Annotated in this window: 17 protein-coding genes; 13 read left to right on the forward strand and 4 right to left on the reverse strand. The window is 41.4% G+C overall.

The genetic code is table 11. The features are described from left to right. Nucleotides 1-46 precede the first annotated feature (46 nt). The 3 genes from H6H03_RS10620 to H6H03_RS10630 form a co-directional block, all read right to left on the reverse strand. On the reverse strand, nt 47-670 hold the full coding sequence (locus H6H03_RS10620; protein ID WP_190955179.1) for an NUDIX hydrolase: 624 nt from the start codon (nt 668-670) through the stop codon (nt 47-49). A 248-nt stretch (nt 671-918) separates the two neighbouring features. Beyond that, nucleotides 919-1,944, reverse strand: a complete 1,026-nt coding sequence (locus tag H6H03_RS10625; protein ID WP_190955093.1) for an ABC transporter permease — start codon at nt 1,942-1,944, stop codon at nt 919-921. Nucleotides 1,945-2,119: 175 nt separating this feature from the next. Further along, nucleotides 2,120-3,772 (reverse strand): ABC transporter substrate-binding protein, encoded by a 1,653-nt coding sequence (locus H6H03_RS10630; RefSeq protein WP_190955094.1) that lies wholly within the window; start codon nt 3,770-3,772, stop codon nt 2,120-2,122. 520 nt (nt 3,773-4,292) lie between these two features. On the opposite strand from H6H03_RS10630, the gene H6H03_RS10635 reads away from it, so the two are divergent. The 10 genes from H6H03_RS10635 (at nt 4,293) to H6H03_RS10680 (ending at nt 14,774) form a co-directional block, all read left to right on the forward strand. Further along, entirely contained in the window at nt 4,293-4,619 is a 327-nt protein-coding gene (locus H6H03_RS10635) for a hypothetical protein (protein WP_190955180.1), read from the forward strand. Between the two features lie 492 nt (nt 4,620-5,111). Continuing rightward, entirely contained in the window at nt 5,112-6,641 is a 1,530-nt protein-coding gene (gene psbB / locus H6H03_RS10640) for a photosystem II chlorophyll-binding protein CP47 (RefSeq protein WP_190955095.1), read from the forward strand. Between the two features lie 130 nt (nt 6,642-6,771). Further along, nucleotides 6,772-6,876: a photosystem II reaction center protein T gene (locus H6H03_RS10645; protein WP_096537819.1), complete on the forward strand. Its 105-nt coding sequence runs from the start codon at nt 6,772-6,774 to the stop codon at nt 6,874-6,876. Nucleotides 6,877-7,232: 356 nt separating this feature from the next. Further along, nucleotides 7,233-8,294: a 30S ribosomal protein S1 gene (locus H6H03_RS10650; protein ID WP_190955096.1), complete on the forward strand. Its 1,062-nt coding sequence runs from the start codon at nt 7,233-7,235 to the stop codon at nt 8,292-8,294. Nucleotides 8,295-8,469: 175 nt separating this feature from the next. Continuing rightward, a complete protein-coding gene (locus tag H6H03_RS10655; RefSeq protein ID WP_190955097.1) occupies nt 8,470-9,204 on the forward strand; it encodes an HAD family hydrolase in 735 nt (244 codons plus the stop codon). Between the two features lie 221 nt (nt 9,205-9,425). Beyond that, a complete protein-coding gene (locus H6H03_RS10660) occupies nt 9,426-10,007 on the forward strand; it encodes a Uma2 family endonuclease (RefSeq protein ID WP_190955098.1) in 582 nt (193 codons plus the stop codon). 626 nt (nt 10,008-10,633) lie between these two features. Next, a complete protein-coding gene (locus H6H03_RS10665) occupies nt 10,634-11,395 on the forward strand; it encodes a PPC domain-containing protein (protein WP_190955099.1) in 762 nt (253 codons plus the stop codon). 204 nt (nt 11,396-11,599) lie between these two features. Then, nucleotides 11,600-12,340, forward strand: coding sequence for a PPC domain-containing protein (locus H6H03_RS10670; protein ID WP_190955100.1), 741 nt, complete (start codon nt 11,600-11,602; stop codon nt 12,338-12,340). 729 nt (nt 12,341-13,069) lie between these two features. After that, on the forward strand, nt 13,070-13,834 hold the full coding sequence (locus H6H03_RS10675; protein ID WP_190955101.1) for a pre-peptidase C-terminal domain-containing protein: 765 nt from the start codon (nt 13,070-13,072) through the stop codon (nt 13,832-13,834). Between the two features lie 160 nt (nt 13,835-13,994). Beyond that, nucleotides 13,995-14,774 carry a peptidylprolyl isomerase gene (locus tag H6H03_RS10680; protein ID WP_190955102.1) on the forward strand — a complete coding sequence of 260 codons (780 nt, stop codon included), beginning with the start codon at nt 13,995-13,997 and terminating at the stop codon, nt 14,772-14,774. Between the two features lie 284 nt (nt 14,775-15,058). On the opposite strand, the gene H6H03_RS10685 is transcribed toward H6H03_RS10680, so the two are convergent. Continuing rightward, nucleotides 15,059-15,865 carry a class I SAM-dependent methyltransferase gene (locus tag H6H03_RS10685; RefSeq protein WP_190955103.1) on the reverse strand — a complete coding sequence of 269 codons (807 nt, stop codon included), beginning with the start codon at nt 15,863-15,865 and terminating at the stop codon, nt 15,059-15,061. Between the two features lie 404 nt (nt 15,866-16,269). Between H6H03_RS10685 and H6H03_RS10690 the strand changes: the two genes are divergently transcribed. From H6H03_RS10690 to H6H03_RS10700, 3 genes are all read left to right on the forward strand, one after another. Next, entirely contained in the window at nt 16,270-17,709 is a 1,440-nt protein-coding gene (locus H6H03_RS10690; RefSeq protein ID WP_190955104.1) for an AAA-like domain-containing protein, read from the forward strand. A gap of 5 nt (nt 17,710-17,714) precedes the next feature. Further along, nucleotides 17,715-19,256 (forward strand): AAA-like domain-containing protein, encoded by a 1,542-nt coding sequence (locus H6H03_RS10695; RefSeq protein ID WP_190955105.1) that lies wholly within the window; start codon nt 17,715-17,717, stop codon nt 19,254-19,256. A 384-nt stretch (nt 19,257-19,640) separates the two neighbouring features. Beyond that, nucleotides 19,641-20,720 carry an NAD(P)H-dependent flavin oxidoreductase gene (locus H6H03_RS10700; RefSeq protein ID WP_190955106.1) on the forward strand — a complete coding sequence of 360 codons (1,080 nt, stop codon included), beginning with the start codon at nt 19,641-19,643 and terminating at the stop codon, nt 20,718-20,720. The last annotated feature ends 21 nt before the right edge of the window (nt 20,721-20,741 follow it).

The following is a 20,741-nucleotide window of genomic DNA, read 5'->3' on the forward strand; positions in this document are numbered from 1 at the left end:
ATTTGTAGAGACGCGATTGATCGCGTCTTAACTCAAGGATGTGTTGTTAATCGAAATCTGTTGGTTTATTTGGATCGCGGTAATATTCAAATAATCGAGTAATTTGAGATGGGACAACACGAGTTAGGGACAAGTTTGGGATTTCTGTTTCTCTAAAAAACTCAACTTCCTCGGTTTCAAAACTTGCTTTTGGAGTCCCACCTATTAATTCGCACTGAAAAAATAGTTTATAAATATGGTATGCCAATGGTGGATATCCATGACGGCTATGATTTCTATCGTAGACAGCAAGCAGCTTAACAACTCTGGTTTGATATCCAGATTCTTCATAGACTTCTCGTACAACTCCATCACTCGGCGACTCACCTATATCCGCCCAACCTCCTGGTAATGTCCAACAACCATCTTCTTTTTCTTTTACTAAGAGAATTTTATCTGAATCAAAGACAGCAGCCCTGACATCCACTTTTGGTGTGGCATAACCTACTTCCGAATTGAATAAATTAAGGAGAGAACTGGCTTCAATATTAGAGTGTGTCGATATAATTTCAGCAGCAATTTGACGCACTAGCTGATAACGTTCTTTGTCAAATGGGTTTTCATTATATGTCAATCCATTTTGAGCGATCGCTTGTAATTTTTGTCCCCATTCTAACCACTTGAGGCTCATTTCAGCTTCTTGTGCGATTATTTGGTTCGGAATTTTACTCATAATCTTGCAACTACAATTTGCTGTTAAATCTCATTGATTGATGTCATAATAATTTATTTTTTTAAAAAACAAATTATTAATGACAATTTTTTCAGCAGTCTTTTGCTACTAAACCTAATCTGCTCAAACAAATTAACTATGCTCGTCTATTTGACCAGCTAAGATGCTATGCTTCCATTACCATATCGGAATTCAGAATATTTTAATTAATACCGAATTCGTGGGTCTACATAAGCATTTAAAATGTCAATTAAAATGCTGGCACTGACAACGATCGCTCCAAAAAATACTAATACTCCCTGGACTGTGGGATAATCGCGATCGCTAATGGCTTGATACAGCCGATTGGCTAACCCAGGCCAAGAAAATGTTACCTCTGTCAAAATCGCTCCACCCAACAAAGACGCAAAGGTTAATCCCAAAACTGTAATCACCGGAATTAAGGCATTTTTCAACGCGTGGGAGACTAAAATCTTATTTTCACCAATACCTCTGGCTCTAGCTGCTTCTACATAATCTGCTTGTAAGGTTTGCTTCAAATTAACTCGCACAATTCGTTCAAAAATCCCACTCAGCAAAAGCCCTAAAGTCAAACTCGGTAAGGCAAGATGATGCAAAGATGTAAAAAACTGAGTCAAGTTTCCAGCTAGTAAGCTATCAATTGTATACAATCCTGTGATGGGTGTGGGGGCGGGAAGGTTGGGCGGAAAACGGTTAGAGTTGGGAAACCAACCAAGTTGTACTGAAAAAATTAACTGCAAAAGCATTCCCGCCCAAAACATAGGGAGTGCGTAGGTGACGATACCAAACAACCGCCCACCCAAATCAAAAGATGTTCCAGGGCGGGAAGCCGAAAGAGTACCGACTAAAATTCCTACCATGAGTGCAACAGTCATACTACATACAGCTAACTCCACCGTCGCTGGAAAATATTGTGCAATGATATTCCAAACATTCTCTCCCCGACTCAACAAAGAAGTTCCTAAATCAAACCGCAACACATTCCCTAAGTAATTTAGATACTGTAACCACAAAGGCAGATCTAAACCGAGTTGTTTTCGCAATTCTTCTTTAGCGGCTTCTGGCGCACGTCCACCGAGAATCGCATCTGCTGGATCTCCTGGTGTTGCTCTGAGTAAGAGAAATACAATAGTGATGATAGTTAATAGCTGAAGTGGTGCTAACAACAACCGGGAAACAATGTAATATTGTAAAGCTTTAGAGCGAGACATAAATAATTCGTAATTCGTAATTCGTAATTCGTAATTTGTAATTCGTAATTTGTAATTCGTAGTTCGTATTTTTTGAGCTTTTTGCTACACAAAATTGCCAATTTTTTGGCTTTTAGGTGTTGGTGATTTAGGCTTCAACAAATTTAATTACGAATTACGAATTACGAACTACGAATTACTTTTTAATTGTTTGGTAAACCAAAATTTGGTTTGGATTAAGTTTTACATTACTAATACCATTTCTGGCAAATACATAGTCTTTGTTTTGCCATAATGGAACGTAAGGTACATCTGTGATTACCTGGTTTTGAATATCAGCAAAAATTTTCTGACGCGCTTGGGGGTTTTGTTCTTGACGTTGCTGGTCAATCAATTTATTCATGACTTCGCTATAGTAAAACGAACCCTGACTTTGACTGCCTCCATCTTCACATCCTTTAGCAGCAGAACCCTTATCACAATACAAAAATGGCTGGACGTAATTATCTGGATCTAAAAAGTCTGGATACCAATCAAGTAAAGCTGCTGGATATAATCCTCTAGCAATGTCTTTAAAGAAAGCAGGGCCTTCGGCAACGGCGACTTCAAATTGCAGGATTCCGTCCATTTTGGCATCAACAAGCGATTTAAGTGTCTGTGCTGCCAAACTCCGAGTAGGCGAACTAGAAGGATACCAAACTTGAACTTTTGCAGGATTTTCTTTAGAAAATCCAGCGGTAGTTAATAATTGTTTAGCTCGATCGAAATTAGCATCACCATATTTATCTTTAAATAATGGCACAGATACATTAAATGTAGTGGGAATCATGCTATAAAGCGGGTCTGCTTGACCAAGTAAGACTCGTTCATTTATTAATGGACGGTCTACTATTGAAGCGATCGCAGCTCTTACTTCTACCCTATCTAAAGGCTTTTGATTCCGGTTTAACACCATATAACTGACTACGCTACCCTGAGCAGCGATCGCTTGCCAATCTCCTTTTTTACCACCTTCTTCCAAACTCCGAGTTTGGTCTGGTTGTAGCGATAAATAAGCTACATCAATTGCACCTGTACGGAAAGCATTAAACAAGTTAACAGGACTAGTCTGAATTTGGACGTTAACACCGTTGTTAGCTGGTTTTTCGCCCCAATACTTATCAAACACATCAAATCGTAGTGAATCAGTACCATACTGGGCTAACTTGTAAGGGCCAGTACCTACAAAAATATTCGGTTTGAATTTACCCGCACCAACTTCATAAGCTTTCGGCGAAACTGCACACACCCCAGGAAAGGCTAGCAATGAGGGAAACGCTGCAAAGGGCTTTTTCAGCTTAATGCTTAATTCATATTTGCCTGTGGTTTTCACTGAATCTACTATATCGCCTAGTAAGAAAGAGGGTTTTCCTTTATTTTCAATAAACCGCTGGATGGTAAACGCCATTGCTTGGGCGTTGAAGGGAGTTCCATCGTGAAAAACTACTCCCTGGCGTAAAGGGATGGTGTAAGTTAAACCATCTTGACTGACTTTCGGTAATGCTGTGGCGAGTTGGGGTTTAATTTCTATGCTTCCTGGTTCGTAAGTATAAAGGCGATCGCTCATATTAAACACTAAACCCAGCGCTGCCAACTCATAAGCATCAGCCGGATCGAGGGTTCTCGGTTTGGCTGTTGTACCTATAGTAATGCGCCCATCACCTGTAGGACTATTTACAGAACCCGATGGTGGCGTAGTTGTTTGTGGACGAGGAGCGCAACTCACAACTAAAAATAAACATACACAGAACAAAGATAGGAATCGTATAATCCGACTCCAGCGTTTCACGGACAAGGAAAACCATGTCATAGCGATAAAATTTTAGATATCAGCGGTCAGACATCTTACTACATTTGCGGCTATTGTGCCTTAATTTTTACAAATAATTTTGGCAATGGTTGTAGCTAAGTATATACGTACAAATAAGCTTATATATTGCCCTATTTTCAGTATTCGTGCAGCATCTGTGAAAGGATAATACCGTCATTATTGGTTCGTCCTTTGTAAATACAAATGCTAATCACTAATGACAAAGGACAATTAGTTAAATGAGGAAAAATTTTTATTTAATTAAGATTTTAAACATTGGCGAAATTTGTCGTAAATTCATAGTAACTAGGGAAGTAAGTTTGTTAAGCTCTGACAGTAACTCAAGTAGCGTACATAAAAACTTAGCCTGTTGCTGCTTGGTTACATGTACCGTGGAGCCGTTTATTATAGAGAACGGCTGCATGGTTTGGCTGACAAATCTAGTGTTTATACATCAGCGAAAAAAGCGATCGCGATATCACCAACAGCAGATTTAAAGTCTAATAGCGAGACTAATACCGTGAAGTATTTCTTTCTATCTGAAGGATGGACAGTTGCTAGAGTATGGGCATCTGACGGACTCTGGCAAATCACCGCATGGCGACGCCAACCAGATATTCAGCGAATGAATATTTGTTTAGTGGAAGAAAACGAATTGCTATGGCTTTATCGAGTTGAAGAAGCCATTTTAACCGTAGAAGTGAAGCCAACAACTCCTGTAAACGCCAGTCAGACTATCGGTCAAGTAGTACTCAAGCGTTTGATGAGCGCCGAACAAGTAATCGAACGCCTGGGTAGCGCCCAAACGAAGTGTCACCTGCAAAATATCCAGCTGGTGGTTCAGTAACAATTGGTCATGGGGCATGGGGCATAGAGCATGGGCTAGAGGGGCAGACGAAGAATAATAACTCTTAACTCCTCACTCCTGACTCCTCACTCCTAATGCCCAATGCCCAATGCCCAATGCCCAATGCCCCATTCCGTAAAGAAAAGATAAGCAAATTTAATCCCTGACAGGATTGGTAGCGAAAAAACTTACACATGCTACGCGATCGCATTAATTTACACGCTTGCAAACAGTTCCATCAATAGTTACACTTTTTAAAACATTCTCATTTTTGCTTGGCGATGGCTACCCTACGGGGTAAATCTCAAGGGAGCAAGTAAGCATTGCCAAACACCCACGCTGTCTGATTTTATAAGACTAAGCCGTGGTATGACTCTGGCTCTGGCAATAACAAAAAACAAAAGAGAGTTTTCTGAGTAGCGGCTTTCGTTTCTCAGAACCTCGGTAAGAAAATTGCTTTGTAAACTAACTCATCGAGGAGGAGCGTAGTCGATGGGACTACCCTGGTACCGAGTACATACAGTCGTTCTGAACGATCCAGGGCGGCTGATTTCTGTACACCTGATGCACACTGCCTTAGTAGCAGGCTGGGCTGGTTCAATGGCACTATATGAACTGGCTACTTTTGACCCAAGCGATCCGGTTCTTAACCCGATGTGGCGTCAAGGAATGTTCGTGCTGCCCTTCATGGCACGTTTGGGCGTTACCCAATCTTGGGGTGGTTGGAGTGTTACCAGTGCTTCAACAGGCGATCCTGGCTTTTGGTCATTTGAAGGCGTTGCTGCGGCTCACATCGTTCTTTCCGGTCTATTATTCCTAGCCGCCGTTTGGCACTGGGTTTACTGGGATTTGGAACTCTTTAGAGACCCCCGCACAGGTGAACCCGCTTTAGATTTGCCAAAAATGTTTGGCATTCACTTGTTCTTATCTGGTCTACTTTGCTTTGGCTTTGGTGCTTTCCACCTCACCGGACTATTTGGGCCGGGGATGTGGGTTTCTGATGCCTACGGTATAACAGGCAGCATCCAGCCAGTAGCGCCAGAATGGGGCCCAGATGGTTTTAACCCATATAACCCTGGCGGCATTGTGGCTCACCACATTGCTGCTGGTGTTGTTGGTATTATTGCAGGCTTATTCCACCTCACAGTCCGACCCCCTGAAAGGCTCTACAAAGCTCTACGGATGGGGAACATTGAAACAGTACTTTCTAGCAGTATCGCAGCAGTATTCTTTGCTGCTTTCGTAGTAGCAGGTACTATGTGGTACGGTAACGCTACCACCCCCATTGAACTGTTTGGCCCTACCCGTTACCAATGGGATCAAGGCTACTTCCGTCAAGAAATTCAGCGTCGCGTCCAAAATAGTGTTGGTCAAGGTGCAACCCTTGAGCAAGCTTGGTCGCAAATTCCAGAAAAACTAGCTTTCTACGATTATGTCGGCAATAGCCCAGCTAAAGGCGGTCTATTCCGTACAGGACCAATGGTTAAAGGTGATGGCATTGCTCAATCTTGGCAAGGTCACGCTGTATTCAAAGATTCCGAAGGACGCGAGTTGACCGTGCGTCGTCTCCCCAACTTCTTTGAAACCTTCCCAGTAGTCTTGACCGACGCTGATGGAATTGTCCGTGCTGACATTCCCTTCCGTCGTGCAGAATCTAAGTATAGCTTCGAGCAATCTGGTGTTACCGTTAGTTTCTACGGTGGTGACCTCAATGGTCAGACCTTTACAGACCCAGCTGACGTGAAGAAATATGCTCGTAAGGCTCAAGGCGGTGAAATCTTTGAATTTGACCGGGAAACCTTGAACTCTGACGGCGTATTCCGCACCAGTCCTAGAGGTTGGTTTACCTTTGGACACGCTGTGTTTGCTTTACTATTCTTCTTCGGTCACCTGTGGCACGGCGCTCGTACAATTTACAGAGACGTATTTGCCGGTGTTGAAGCGGATCTAGAAGAACAAGTCGAATGGGGTCTATTCCAGAAAGTGGGTGACAAATCTACCCGCCGGAAGGAAGCCCTCTAAGGGACTGGGGACTGGGCACTGGGAACTAGGCAAGGAGTATTTAGGAATACTTTGTTAGTAACCAATACCCAATCCTCAATACCAAATACCTAATCCCTCATTACTAGCTGGATAGGCAGGAACTCATAAAATGGAAAGCGTTGCATACATCTTAATTTTTACCCTGTGTATAGGTGTTCTCTTTTTTGCGATCGCATTTCGCGAACCCCCCCGCTTTGAGAAAAAAGAGAAGTAGATCGCTATTACCACAACTTTAAGCGCATTCAATGTTAGTATCCGTTACTACTAAATATGGTAGTAACGGATATTATTGTGTTTGTCATTAGTCAAAACCCTTCGATTAGGGAAAAGTGGAAAGATTAAAAGTAAAAGGAAGGATCTTCCCTTTCCCCTTTGCCCTTTTCCCCTTTCCCCAATCCTTTTAATATTGTGATATAATTTCCAATCTTGGGAGTTAATATGTGTTAACACTAGCTTTTCTGCGCTAGGATGAAAAAGGATGTTAAGTGCGGACTGCATTAAACACAGTTGCATGTACATTACGTTTGTGGCACAACCTTTACGGAGACTAGAACCAGGAACTAAATCAGCATGGTCAATCAGAATTTAACCGCTACAGAAATTGGATTCACTCACGAAGATTTCGCTGCTCTACTTGACAAATACGACTACCATTTTAGCCCTGGAGATATTGTACCAGGAACCGTTTTCAGTATAGAGCCGCGCGGCGCTCTGATTGACATTGGTGCTAAAACAGCAGCATACATACCCATACAGGAAATGTCTATTAACCGGGTCGATGCCCCGGAAGAAGTCTTACAGTCAAACGAAACACGCGAATTTTTCATCCTCACCGATGAAAATGAAGATGGTCAGTTAACTCTTTCCATTCGCCGTATTGAATATATGCGGGCTTGGGAACGCGTGCGACAACTGCAAGCAGAAGACGCTACCGTTCGTTCTGGCGTATTTGCTACCAATCGTGGTGGTGCATTGGTAAGAATTGAAGGATTACGTGGCTTTATCCCCGGTTCCCACATCAGTACCCGCAAGCCTAAAGAAGAATTGGTAGGCGAAGAACTACCCCTGAAATTCCTAGAGGTGGACGAAGAACGCAACCGCTTAGTTCTATCTCACCGTCGCGCGTTAGTTGAGCGCAAGATGAACCGCCTAGAAGTTGGCGAAGTAGTAATTGGTACAGTTCGTGGTATCAAACCCTACGGTGCTTTCATTGACATCGGCGGCGTCAGCGGTCTATTACACATTTCCGAGATTTCTCACGAACATATTGATACACCTCATAGTGTGTTCAATGTCAATGATGAAGTGAAAGTTATGATCATTGATTTGGACGCAGAAAGAGGTCGGATTTCTCTATCTACCAAGCAATTAGAACCAGAACCTGGTGATATGATTAAAAACCGGGATTTGGTCTATGATAAAGCAGAAGAAATGGCTGCTAAGTATCGCGAACAGCTGCTAGCTAAGCAGCAAGGTATTACTGCTGCGCCTGGTGGAACTGCGGAAGTTGTAGCAGATGAAGAAATTCCACCAGCAGTGGAAATTGAAGACGAAATTCCTCCAGCTATTGAAGACGAGATTCCCGCAGCGATAGAAACCGAGGACGAGATTCCCGCAGCTATTGAAGAGTAATGCATTTATAGTTTTACTGTCTTTAATGAAGAGTATTAAAGCATTGTTGAAAGAGGGTTTTCCCCTCTTTTTTTATGTATTTAATCATTGGTTATTAGTACAGACGCGATTAATCGCGTCTGTACAATAGTCATTGGTCAAAGGACAAATAACTAAATAAGTGGGGTGAAATATTTTGGTCACTATTAAATGTAGAAACGTCACTTTTTATAATGTTCAAGCAATTTTGTTTGACAAGAATGGTACTCTAGAAGATTCGGAAACGTTTTTGCGATCGCTTGCCCAAAAGGCAGCGAGGTTAATAGACGCTCAAGTTCCCGGTGTTGGGGAACCGCTATTAATGGCATTTGGTGTCAATGGCAATATCCTCGACCCAGCAGGCATAGTATCGGTAGCGAGTCGCCGCGAAACAGAAATTGCTGCTGCGGCTTACATTGCCGAAACTGGAAGAGGATGGTTTGAATGCTTAAAAATAGCTCGTCAAGCTTTGGATGAAGCGGAAAAATACCTTGGACAAACTCCTTCACCGTTGTTTGTGGGCAGTTTGGAGATATTGAAATATCTACACGAAGCTGGTGTAAAACTCGGTATCCTCTCAGCTGCCACAAATTATGAAGTACAACAGTTTGTAGCCCATCACCAATTAAGCGATTATATTCAGCTACAAATGGGAGTCGATGAGGGGCCGAGTAAACCAGACCCAGTGCTATTTTTGCAAGCTTGTCAAGCCTTGGGAGTCGAACCCAGCGCTACCTTAATGGTGGGTGATTCCGTTGGCGATATGCAAATGGCGCGTGATGCTAAAGCCGCAGGTTCTATAGGAATCACTTGGCTGGGTAATTTGGATAATGTTAAAGGTGCAGATGTGGTGATTAATCAACTTGATGAAATTCAGATTTTAGAAGAGTAAGAATTCAAAATTCAGAAGATTTTGATACCCAAGTTAATGACACTAGAATTTACGCAAAATACTTCTGAAATTTTGTTATTCCTCTGTTTTCTCTGCCTCCTCTGGGGTTCGATTTATCGATGAAATATTCTGACTTTTATTAATCACCACCATACCAATATTATTTTGTCAAGTTAAAAATGCTAGCATACTAATTACTCTTCACAGCTGCAAAACAAGCTATGCAAAACACAGAACCGACGTTAAAACTTCGCCTGTGGACAGTTGAAGAATACCACCGGATGGCTGAGGCTGGAATTTTTGGTGCGGATGAACGTGTGGAACTCCTTGAAGGAAAAATAATTTGGATGATTGCTAAAGGCACAGCTCATCGTTCAGCTGTCAATAGAACAGATAGATTGCTGCAAAATAGTTTAAGGAATCGGGCTTTCATATGTGTTCAAGACCCAGTAAAGTTAAATCAAAGGTCTGAACCAGAACCAGATATTGCTGTTGTGAAAGTAGATCCGCTAGACTACGCAGACCATCATCCCACCCCAACAGAAGTTTATCTGATTATTGAAGTAGCAGATAGCAGCCTGAAACTAGACTGTGAAACCAAAGCTAAAGCATATTCTCAAGCCGGAATTACAGATTATTGGGTGCTAGATGTGGTTAGCCGTCAATTGCACGTTTTTCGAGAACCAACTGAAGACGGCTATCAAAGTGAAGTGATTTTAGTAGAAAATGCGACTATTTCACCTTTAGAATTTCCTGATTTAAGCATTGCAGTTTTGGAAATGTTACCCCCTATAGCTGCATAAGTGAATTATCAATTTTGAAAAAAGAATGCGACAGATACACATACTCAAACCATTCTGATATCTAGCTTTGCTTTATTAATTTTGTTAGCACAGCTAAGCCGTGTTTGCATACTCCTGTGGAGAATCAAGCTACGCTCTCGCACAGAGCGTCATTTTGAATTTTGAATTCGTATCAGATTATCTCAAGAATTTGGTATGCTCCCAGGTTGAAGTTGCTCTCTCAGGTAAGGGTTAGAGAAGGCTGACAGATATTACGCCATTGCAACATCAGTGTCTTCTACCTTATTCGGGTGTGTTTGCCCTGGAAAAGACTTTTTATGACTAAATAATACAAAGCACTTTGAATTTCCTTTCAAACAGCTAACTATTCAGGTCTTTTTCATGCTGTGTTTATTGAAGAAACAGCTTAATTTAGATTCATGGTTAAACAAAAGGTTCTGAACGCGGCAAGCACAAAACCAAACAGCTAAGACTCTATTGAAAATAATAAAGTTTCTTTATTGTCATCAAATTAGAAGCTGCTAAATTTCCCTAAATGTAGGTTTAAGTATAAATTTTACGTCTGTGCAAACCACAAATTAACCCGAACTTGACCACATCACAATCAACATCTAAAGGACAAAAAAATGGCACTTTTCAATCTTGGTACACTAGGTAGCACCCCTGTTGTTAAGAATAACTTTAATTTAAATCCATCTGAACTCACGGATGTCTTTCAGTTCAAAATCACTAGTGGCAAAAACATCAACCTGTCTCTGACAGATATCAGCCCTGGTGATAATGCCGACATCCGACTGTTTAAAGACGCTAACCTTAACGGTGTATTAGACAACTTCGACCGAAAAGTTGGACTTGTTTCCAATCAGGGAAGCAACCATGATGACGCGATTAACTTTAAAACCAGCCCAGGTACTTTTTTTGTCGAAGTGTCTCCGGTTAATTTAGCTAGTTCAGGCGATCTCAGTTACGATTTAGCTTTGTCTGCGACTGAACCGTCTGGAACTTTTCCCCTTTCAGCCAGTTTCAGCAACCTTCTACCTAAGGAATTTGTACTTGGTAACTTGTCAGGTGATGTCACTCGTACAGGTAACGTCAATAACCAGAATACTACTGATGCTTACAACTTTTCTTTAGGAAGCTTTGAGGGTGTCAACATTAAATTGAACGGACTAAGCACCGATGCTGACATCCGATTGATTCGGGACTTGAACAACAATCGTATCGTCGATGCAGGAGAAGAAATTGCACGTTCTACTAATGGAGGTATTACTTCAGAATTGATTTCCAACATTAATCAATCTGGTAACTATTTCTTGCAGGTCACTGAATTTAGTGGTGCGACTAACTACAACGTGACTTTTGACCACTTCACCACTACTTTTGCTTAAGTTTAAACATCCGCAGTGGTGATTAGTACTTGAAAGCATTGTACGGCGATGTTTTCAAGGGGATGCAAATGATGTAAGCGGCAGAGAATCATACTTGAAATTTGCCGCTTTTATTCCACACTTTAGACAAAAAAATTACATCAGACAAAACTAAAAGCGATCGCGCCTTAATCAAATTATTATCTACACCGAAAAAACAAAAAAATGACTAATTTTAATCTTGGTACTCTCTCTAGCACTCCTTCTCATTTCTCTTTTGAAACACCAAACTCTACTGATGTCTATCAGTTCCAAATCAACAGTACTAGAAATGTCAACTTGTCTCTTAACGAGATTAGCGCTGGTGATGATTCTGACCTGAGACTTTTTCGAGATGTTAACGGTAATGGTGTATTTGACGCCAACGACCGAGCAGATGGATTGGTTGCAAGTTCGCTCAATAGCAGCAACTTCGATGACTCGATTAATGTAAGAGCAGGCGCAGGTACTTATTTTGCTGAAGTTTCTCGCTTTTCTGGCTCTGGTACTGTAACTTACGATTTAGACTGGTCTGCAACGACACCCAATTCAACATCCGATTTCAGCAATCTTTTGCCTAAGGAATTTGAACTTGGTAAATTGTCAGGTGATGTTACCCGTATTGGTTATATCAGTGACAAAAATACCGCTGATGTTTACCACTTCTCTCTAGAAAACTTTCAGGGTGTCAACATCACATTGAGCGGACTAAGCGATGATGCCGATATCCGACTAATTCGAGACTTTAATCATAATGGCAGAGTTGAAGTAGGTGAGGAAATTGCCCGCTCGATTAAAAGCGGTATTACCTCAGATATTATTTCCAACACTGACAAGACTGGTGAGTACTTCTTACAGGTCGATCAATTCAAAGGTAGTACTAATTACACTTTGACTTTTGACCAGTTCACCACCTCCTTTGCTTAAGTTTAGGACTTGGCAATGATGAGTAGTACTTGTAAGTTTTGTACGGCAATGCTTTCAAGAGTATGTAAATCATGCAAGCGGCAAAGAATCATACCTGAGCTTTGCCGCTTTTATTCCACACTCTAGACAAAAAAAATTACATCAGACTTAACTAAATTCTTGGTTGTGGTACGCTGCACATAGCTTGGCTTTTGAGAAGGGGTACGAGCGTGGCAAGTATAGGAACCAGGGTCAGCTGTACTTAAAAGGAGAACCCATAAGGTAAAGCATAAGGAAAATATCCAAAATGTGTGTTTCTTCTTAAGAAACACCAAAAAATTAATTATCCAGTAAATGGTAGTGGTGTGTTAGCTATTGCTAACACACCATTTTAATGTTTATTGCAGTGTGTTGCAGCAGTTAATATCTAATATGACTTTTTCTGACTAAATAATACAAAGCACTTTGAATTTGCTTTTAAACACCTAACTATTGAAGTCTTTTTCATGCTGTGTTTATGGGAAAAACAGCTTAATTTAGATTCATGGTTAAACAAAAGTTTCTGAACACGGCAAGCACAAAACCAAACAGCTAAGGCTCTATTGAAGTTAATAAATTTTCTGTATTTTCATCAAACTATAAGCCACGACATTTGAATAAATGTCGCTTGAAATAGAAAGTTTACCCCTGTGCAAACCATCATTTACGTGAATTTGACCACATTACAATCAATATCTTAAGGAGAAAAAAATGAGTATTCAAGACCTTGGTTCATTAAATAGCACACCCCGTTCCTTCAATAGCTTTAATGTAAATGCAGTTCAACCCACAGATATCTTTCAGTTCTCAATCGGCAGCACTAGAAACATCAACTTGTCTCTCAACAATATTAGCACTGGCGATGATGCCGACCTGAGACTGTTTCGTGATGTTAACGCTAACGGTATATTAGACGCTACTGACCGAGCAAATGGATTTATTGACAGTTCAACTAAGTCAACCAACGTCGATGATGCGATTAACGTTAGAGCCAATGCAGGTACTTATTTTGCCGAAGTATCTCGCTTTGCTACAGGTAGTTCGGGTTTTGTTTTTTACGATTTAGACTTGTCTGCGACTAAACCGACTTCGACAGGCGATTTCAGTAACCTTCTGCCGAAGGAATTTGAACTTGGTAGCTTCTTAAGTGGTGATGTTACCAATGTTGGTAAGATAAATAACAATAACACCGCAGATGTTTACCACTTCTCTTTAGGATTTTTTGAGGGTGTCAACATTAGCTTGACTGGAATTAGTGCCAATGCCGATGCTGACATCCGACTGATTCGAGACTTGGATGGCGATCGCATCGCCGATCTAGGTGAGGAAGTTGCGCGTTCTGGAAGAGGTTTAGGTCAGTCAGAGTTTATTTCTAACTTTAGGGAAACTGGTGACTATTTCTTGCAGGTTAATCAATTCTCTGGCAGTACTCCCTACACTATAAATTTCGACCGATTCCCTACCGCCGAAGCTTAACTTTGGGCATCATCAATAGTCAGAGATACTTGAAAGTAATGTACAGCAACGCTTTCAAGAGTATGTAAATCATGCAAGCGGTATCAATACATACTTCACCTTTACCGCTTGTATTTCGGAATTTTCTCGCTACACGGTTAAAATATTTCCACAAATAAATATGAATAAAACATTACAACTAGGCGATCGCGACCTCTTACCACCAGAAATTATTCCCTTTTTGGCAAGCTACAATCTGATTGGGCAATTGTTATCTCAGAGCATTATCGAATCTGCGATCGCATCAATCACCTGCACAATAGAAGAAACATCTCATGCTCTAGAGCAATTTTGTCAGTATTGGGATTTAAACAGCGAAGAAAAAATCCAATCTTGGCGCTTACGTTATGGTTTGACTCAAGAACAATTAGAACTTTTTGCTACTCGAAAGCTTAGAGTCGAAAAGTTTAAGCAACTAACTTGGGGGCATCAACTAGAATCTTACTTTCTGAAATACAAAAGACGTTTTGACAAAGTAATTTATTCTTTAATTCGGATTGAAAACAGAGAAATTGCCAACGAAATATTCTTCCGAATTACAGAAGGAGAACAGTCATTTTCTGAGTTGGCGCGTGAATATTCTCAAGGGCCGGAAGCTCAGACAAGCGGCATTATCGGGCCAGTGGAACTTGGTAGTATGACTCCGAATTTTGCTCAGTTACTTTGCACAAGTCAAGTGGGTGTAGTTCAAGCACCTATGCCTTTCGGAGAATCATGGGTGATTGTACGTGTAGAAAAGTTTCTAACTGCACAGTTGGACGATTTTATGCGCCAAAGATTGTTGCAAGAAAATTTTGAAACTTGGTTTCAACAGCAACTAAATCAACTATCACCGGAAGAAAAAACCTGGATGGGAATCAACACCAAACCAGCACAGGTTCAAGAAGTGAATGCTGCATAGAACTTATCAAGAAAGACAGCTATGCTGGAGGCTCAGTTGGAATACTGTTTTCTGCCCTCTGCCTCCTGCCTTCTTCAATAAAATAGGATGCTCAAAATGAGGTTATTGTCAGATTTTGGTGATGATTAAAGGTTACGCACTTTAAGGCAGAAGGCAGAAGGTTTTAAGACGTTTTGTTATCCTCATTGGGACTTGTGACCAAGACGGGCGATCGCTGACGGCTTAAGTTGACTGCGTGAGCTAAATTCATATTCTTAATCAGCAACGCCGTTTTATCTTCACGTTTATTGTTTCCGGCCAACCATATACCACAAACCCACAGCATAGCGAATGTAATTAAGTTCCGTAAAACCTGCTTTCGCAAACTCGTACTCAAAGTTGAAATGGATAAAGTCATCCAACCACGGTTCTTGAAAAGAAGCGTTCAGAGCGTATTCACCACGATAGGTGTCAGCATAGAGTACCCAACCTCCGGGTTTGGTTATCCGGTACATCTCCTTAAGAATCTTAGGCGTCCACTCTTTAGGCGTCTCGTGGAAGAGTAATGATGAGGTGACAAGAGTAAATGAGTTGTCAGGATAGCCAGTATGACGAGCATCTACCTGCTCAAACGAAGCCCGCTCACTAAATCCAGCCTTATTAAACTTGTGCTGACTAATCACCAGCATGTAAGGCGAAACATCAGTAATGCGAAAAGTAGCCTGGGGAAACCTCTCTGCTAGAGCCAGCGCTCCAGCAGCCGTACCTGCACCAAGCTCTAGCACCGTGTCAATTTGAGCGTCTTGAGGAATTAGTTCAGCCATTTTCTCGCGCAACTGCTGACAACTTACATTGTGGCTGAGGGGAATGATGGCATCCATAGCAGCATCCCAACCTAAGCATGACTGAGGGTTAGTGTAGGAATCAGTTGACCCATGAATGGGAGCGTGAATGTAGTCAGGGTAATATTCACGGTCGGTACGGTAGCCTTTGAGTTCCTCTGCCCAATTAATTGAGCCATATTCCTGCATTACTGATGGCATCGCTGCGGTAATGCGTCGCATTATCTCGGTTCGATAAGCTTCTTTATCTTGTGCAGTCCATCTCGGCATAAATGAACATCTCCTAGTTACAATTGTTGCTGGCGTTCCTAGACTCCAATCTGGGAACCAGAAATAAACTGCAAATACAATATAGTCTAGCCTCAATTTGTATGAGATCTACGTAACGCTAAAGGCTAACGCACCATTAACCTTACAAAAATAGTAGGTTACTAACTCACCATACATTTATTAAAGAATTTACAGCAAATTGTAACTTGGGAGGTAGAGATAATTGTTGCGTCCCTAGCCGTGTATTTCATTAACCTGAAATACGCTATATTTTGTGACATTTCTTAGTACCTGAGAACCGCAGCTAGAAATGAAGCTAACTGTTTAAATTTAAGTAAATAAAGAAAAAACTATGAAAAATTCCGCTAAAGTCTTATTTAAAACAAACTTTATTTTTTTTAAAAATGAATATAGAAGAAGCACTAGTCGTTTTAGATACATTTCTGGAACATGGCTTAAGTGATGTTCAGGAAATAATATTTCGTCAAGCATGGGAAGGACAAACTTATCCAGATATTGCCGAAAGCTGTGGTTATGATGCTAATTACATAAAAGATGTTGGTTCTAAGTTATGGAAATTACTTTCACAAGCTTTCGGGGAGGAGGTGACAAAAAGTAATTTTCGGTCAGTATTGAGACGGCGAAGCCTCCGGCTGGCTTTGCCTACGCAAAATAACGTTTTGTCGGAAAAAGTACAAATACCAACAGGATTGAGGCAGTCTCAGTCAACAAGCAAAGTCAAAGATGTGATACCAGGGTCTTCTTTGGTAATAGAAAAGCAACAAGACAGACAAACCCCAGTTCTTAATTCAGACTTGTTAGAAATTCCTGGTGGCTCAGTACCGCTCAATTCTTTTTTTTACATTGAACGTCCGCCAATTGAAGAACGCGCATATACAGAAATCAATAAATCTGGAAGCTTAATCAGAATCAAAGCTCCCAGCAAAATGGGAAAAACTTCCCTAATGCACAGAATCCTTGCTCATGCTAAACAGACTGGCGTACACACCGTACAAATTGGTTTACAAAGGGCAGATAGTCAAGTTTTCACTAGCTTAGAAAAATTCTTACGCTGGTTTTGTGCTAACGTCACTCGGCAGTTAAATCTAGAAATCAGACTGGATGATTATTGGGATGAAGATATTGGCAGCAAAGTTAGCTGTACATTGTATTTACAGGAGTATTTGCTAGAGAAAATAGAGGCTCCGGTAGTCTTGGCTTTGGATGAAGTGAATCGAATTTTCGAGTATCCAGAAATCTCTAGGGACTTTCTACCGTTACTGCGTTCTTGGTATGAGGATGCTTCGGAATTAGATATCTGGCAAAAACTTCGATTAGTAGTAGTTCATGCCACTGAAGCTTATATTCCGTTAGATATTCATCAATCCCCTTTCAATGTGGGACTACCGATTAAGTTACCAGAATTTAGTTTAGAGCAGATGCAAGAATTGGCAGTGCGTCATGGACTTGATTGGGCTAAAGGTGAGAAAGGATTAGAGAAGTTGGCTCCTCTACTAGCGATGATTGGTGGTCATCCCTATCTAGTCCGTCTGGCTCTTTATAATCTGGGAAATCAAACAGTAAGCCTAGAGCAGCTACTACAAGAGGCTCCCACAATTGCCGGCATCTATAGCAACTATTTACGGCATCATCTAGCAAACCTCCAAGAACATCCGGAATTGGCAACAGCACTTAAACGGGTAGTTACTTCTCCAACAAGCGTGCAATTAGAAGCGATCGCTGCCTATAAATTAGAAAGTATGGGTCTGGTAAAACTTGAGGGAAATCAAGCAATGTCTAGCTGTGAGTTGTATCAGCTATATTTCCGAGAGCAATTAGCCTAAAAGTTATGAAGAAGTACGAATATCAAATTGGTGGCAGTCTCAAAGTCGATGCTCCTAGCTATGTAGAACGGCAGGCTGATTCTGAACTTTATAATGCTCTAATTCAAGGTGAATTTTGTTATGTATTTAGTTCCCGACAAATGGGGAAATCTAGCTTGCGGTTACAAACAAGACATCGATTAGAACAAGCAGGCTATAGTTGTGCTTCTATCGATATGACTCGCATCGGCAATGGCAATATTACTCCTGCTCAGTGGTATAAGGGCATAGTAGTTGACTTATTAAGGAGCTTTAATCTCTTTAGCAAAGTTAATATCAAAGCCTGGTGGTCAGAGCGAGAAGATTTGCCTGCCCTACAGCGATTAAGCCAATTTGTCGAAGATATTTTGTTAGTTGAATTAAAAACGGAAAAAATATTTATTTTTATTGATGAAATTGATAGTGTTTTAGGGTTGAATTTTCCTGTAGTCGATTTTTTTACTTTGATTCGCTCCTGCTACAATCAGCGAGCCGAAAATCCAGAATATAACCGCCTAACTTGGGCATTGTTCGGAGTAGCAACACCTTCAAATTTGATTACCGATCGCAACTGTACTCCATTTAATATCGGTAAATCTATTGAACTGCACGGCTTTAATTTATCGGAAGTTCAGCCATTAGCAGCAGGTTTAGAAGGTAAAGTAGCTAATCCGATGGCAGTTCTCAAAGAAATTTTAGCTTGGACAAATGGTCAGCCGTTTCTGACTCAAAAGCTATGTCAAATAGTGGTGCAAGAAAGAAACTCTGGAAGCAAAGATGTTCAAGAGCAGAGAAGCTTAGAAGTGGATGAGCGTTATAAATTGGATGACCATTTACCGATTATTAATCAACATCTGATCAATTTTTATTATCAATTTCCCTTGTTAGTTTTAGAAAAATTAGTGGAAACCCATATTATAGAGAAATGGGAAGCAAAGGACGATCCAGAGCATTTGAAAACCATCCGCGATCGCCTGCTGAGAAATGAGCAGCGTACTGGAGGTTTACTAGGACTATATCAGCAAATTTTACAAGGAATTCAGGTAGCTTCTGATGATGGAGAGGAGCAAATAGAACTGCTGTTGTCGGGATTAGTCACCAAGCACCAAGGGCAACTAATAGTAAAAAACCGCATTTATGAAGAGGTTTTCAACCAAACTTGGGTAGAAAAACAATTAGCAAAATTGCGACCCTACTCCCAAGCATTTAACGCTTGGGTAGCCTCAGAATACAATGACAGTTCACGACTATTACGGGGGAAAGCCTTACTTGAAGCTCTAGCTTGGTCACAAGGTAAAAGCTTGAGTGATTTGGATTATCAGTTTTTAGCAGCTAGCCAAGAATGCGATCGGCGAGAAGTTGAGACATGGCTAGAAGCAGAACGAACTAAAGAAGTCAAAGCTCGACTAGTTCAAGAGCAGAAAGCAGCTAGATTTCAAAGATTATTTTTTCTAGGCGCATTCGGTTGGGCATTGATAGTTGTTTTAGGATTGGCGATAGTGACTTTTGAGTATAAAAAGCACTGTTGAGTTACCTCGAAGCAATTACTAAGTAGGTGGTTGTGAATATTTATCGTCGGGATAGGGTAGGAGGCAGGAGGCAGGAGGCAGTGTTTCGACTACGCGGTAATCGAGCGAAGTCGAGATTCAACAACCAGGCAGGAGGCAGGAGGCAGGAGGCAGTGTTTCGACTACGCTCAACAACCAGGCAGGAGGCAGGAGGTAGAAGTAAAGAGGGTTTGAGCTAAATTAACCTTTATTAATATGGTTTGATTTTTTACACCGATTTACTTAGGAAACTAAAAAGTTTTTTCCCAAAGAGCGAGTGCTAATCACAGTTACGTAACAGGCGATCGCCTTTTTGAACATATATTGCTTATACATTGCTTTTATTACCAAGGTGGGAGATACCTTATGTGGCCTAAGACAGAACTGATAGATTTGCTCAAGATCGCACACCCAATAATTCAGGCTCCGATGGCCGGCGCTTCCACACCTGAGTTAGTTGCGGCCGTTTCTAATGCAGGAGGTCTTGGCTCCTATGGCGGTGCAGCCACCGCACCAGCCGAACTTCGCCAGATTATCAGGCAAATCCGAGACCTGACAGACCAACCCTTTGCAGTAAATTTGTTTGCACCAGCAGTTGAAGCGTATGAACTTGCGCCTGAGCAGCATTTCCCCATGTCTGAGCTTTTAACAATATGGCACAACGAACTTGACGCGGGGTCTGTTCCCGAACCAATACCGATATTAGGGCCATTCCTAGAACAATTTAATATCCTGCTTGAAGAGAAAATACCTATATTTAGTTTCCACTTTGGGCCTCCACCAATTGAGGCAATTCGTGAGATACACGCCATAGGCTCGATTGTGTTAGTTACCGCGACGACAACTGGTGAAGCAAAAGCTCTAGTCGAAGCAGGAGTTGATGTCATCATAGCCCAGGGCTTTGAAGCCGGAGGTCATCGCGGTACTTTTGCTGTACCTTATGAACATGGATTGATTGGAACAGCAACCTTAGTCCCGCAAATAGCTGATGCGGTATCGGTTCCAGTCGTTGCTGCCGGTGGAATTATGGATGCTCGTGGAATCGTTGCGGCATTTGCACTTGGGGCAAGCGGGGTACAAATGGGAACCGCCTTTCTCGCCTGTCCTGAGAACAATATCCCAGAAGTCTATAGGCAGGCGGTACTCAACTGTAAGGACGAAGACACGGTTATTACCGAGGTATTTTCCGGCAGACCCGCCAGAGCAATACGAAATCGATTTATACGTGAAATGGAGAATCACAAGGACAAGATACTGCCATTCCCGGCTCAGATGTCTATAGGACGAGTTTTACGTCAAGCTTCTGCTCAACAATCAAGTCCAGATTTTGTCAGTATGTGGGCAGGACAGGGAGCAACATTAGCTCAAGCTCTCCCAGCAGAAGAACTGATCCAAAAAATGATCCAAGAATTTCTTGCCGTGACTGCTTCTTTACAAGTCAAATAATAATCAATACAGGTCAACTAT

This window comes from Nostoc paludosum FACHB-159 (assembly GCF_014698835.1).
In the GTDB taxonomy this organism is placed as follows: Bacteria; Cyanobacteriota; Cyanobacteriia; order Cyanobacteriales; family Nostocaceae; genus Nostoc; species Nostoc paludosum.

What these genes read in the sequence shown, in the direction of transcription:
- H6H03_RS10620 (WP_190955179.1), bottom strand. Translation starts at nt 670, where the DNA reads ATGAGCCTCAAGTGGTTAGAATGGGGACAAAAATTACAAGCGATCGCT.
- H6H03_RS10625 (WP_190955093.1), bottom strand. Translation starts at nt 1,944, where the DNA reads ATGTCTCGCTCTAAAGCTTTACAATATTACATTGTTTCCCGGTTGTTG.
- H6H03_RS10630 (WP_190955094.1), bottom strand. Translation starts at nt 3,772, where the DNA reads ATGACATGGTTTTCCTTGTCCGTGAAACGCTGGAGTCGGATTATACGA.
- psbB (WP_190955095.1), top strand. Translation starts at nt 5,112, where the DNA reads ATGGGACTACCCTGGTACCGAGTACATACAGTCGTTCTGAACGATCCA.
- H6H03_RS10645 (WP_096537819.1), top strand. Translation starts at nt 6,772, where the DNA reads ATGGAAAGCGTTGCATACATCTTAATTTTTACCCTGTGTATAGGTGTT.
- H6H03_RS10650 (WP_190955096.1), top strand. Translation starts at nt 7,233, where the DNA reads ATGGTCAATCAGAATTTAACCGCTACAGAAATTGGATTCACTCACGAA.
- H6H03_RS10660 (WP_190955098.1), top strand. Translation starts at nt 9,426, where the DNA reads ATGCAAAACACAGAACCGACGTTAAAACTTCGCCTGTGGACAGTTGAA.
- H6H03_RS10665 (WP_190955099.1), top strand. Translation starts at nt 10,634, where the DNA reads ATGGCACTTTTCAATCTTGGTACACTAGGTAGCACCCCTGTTGTTAAG.
- H6H03_RS10670 (WP_190955100.1), top strand. Translation starts at nt 11,600, where the DNA reads ATGACTAATTTTAATCTTGGTACTCTCTCTAGCACTCCTTCTCATTTC.
- H6H03_RS10675 (WP_190955101.1), top strand. Translation starts at nt 13,070, where the DNA reads ATGAGTATTCAAGACCTTGGTTCATTAAATAGCACACCCCGTTCCTTC.
- H6H03_RS10680 (WP_190955102.1), top strand. Translation starts at nt 13,995, where the DNA reads ATGAATAAAACATTACAACTAGGCGATCGCGACCTCTTACCACCAGAA.
- H6H03_RS10685 (WP_190955103.1), bottom strand. Translation starts at nt 15,865, where the DNA reads ATGCCGAGATGGACTGCACAAGATAAAGAAGCTTATCGAACCGAGATA.
- H6H03_RS10690 (WP_190955104.1), top strand. Translation starts at nt 16,270, where the DNA reads ATGAATATAGAAGAAGCACTAGTCGTTTTAGATACATTTCTGGAACAT.
- H6H03_RS10695 (WP_190955105.1), top strand. Translation starts at nt 17,715, where the DNA reads ATGAAGAAGTACGAATATCAAATTGGTGGCAGTCTCAAAGTCGATGCT.
- H6H03_RS10700 (WP_190955106.1), top strand. Translation starts at nt 19,641, where the DNA reads ATGTGGCCTAAGACAGAACTGATAGATTTGCTCAAGATCGCACACCCA.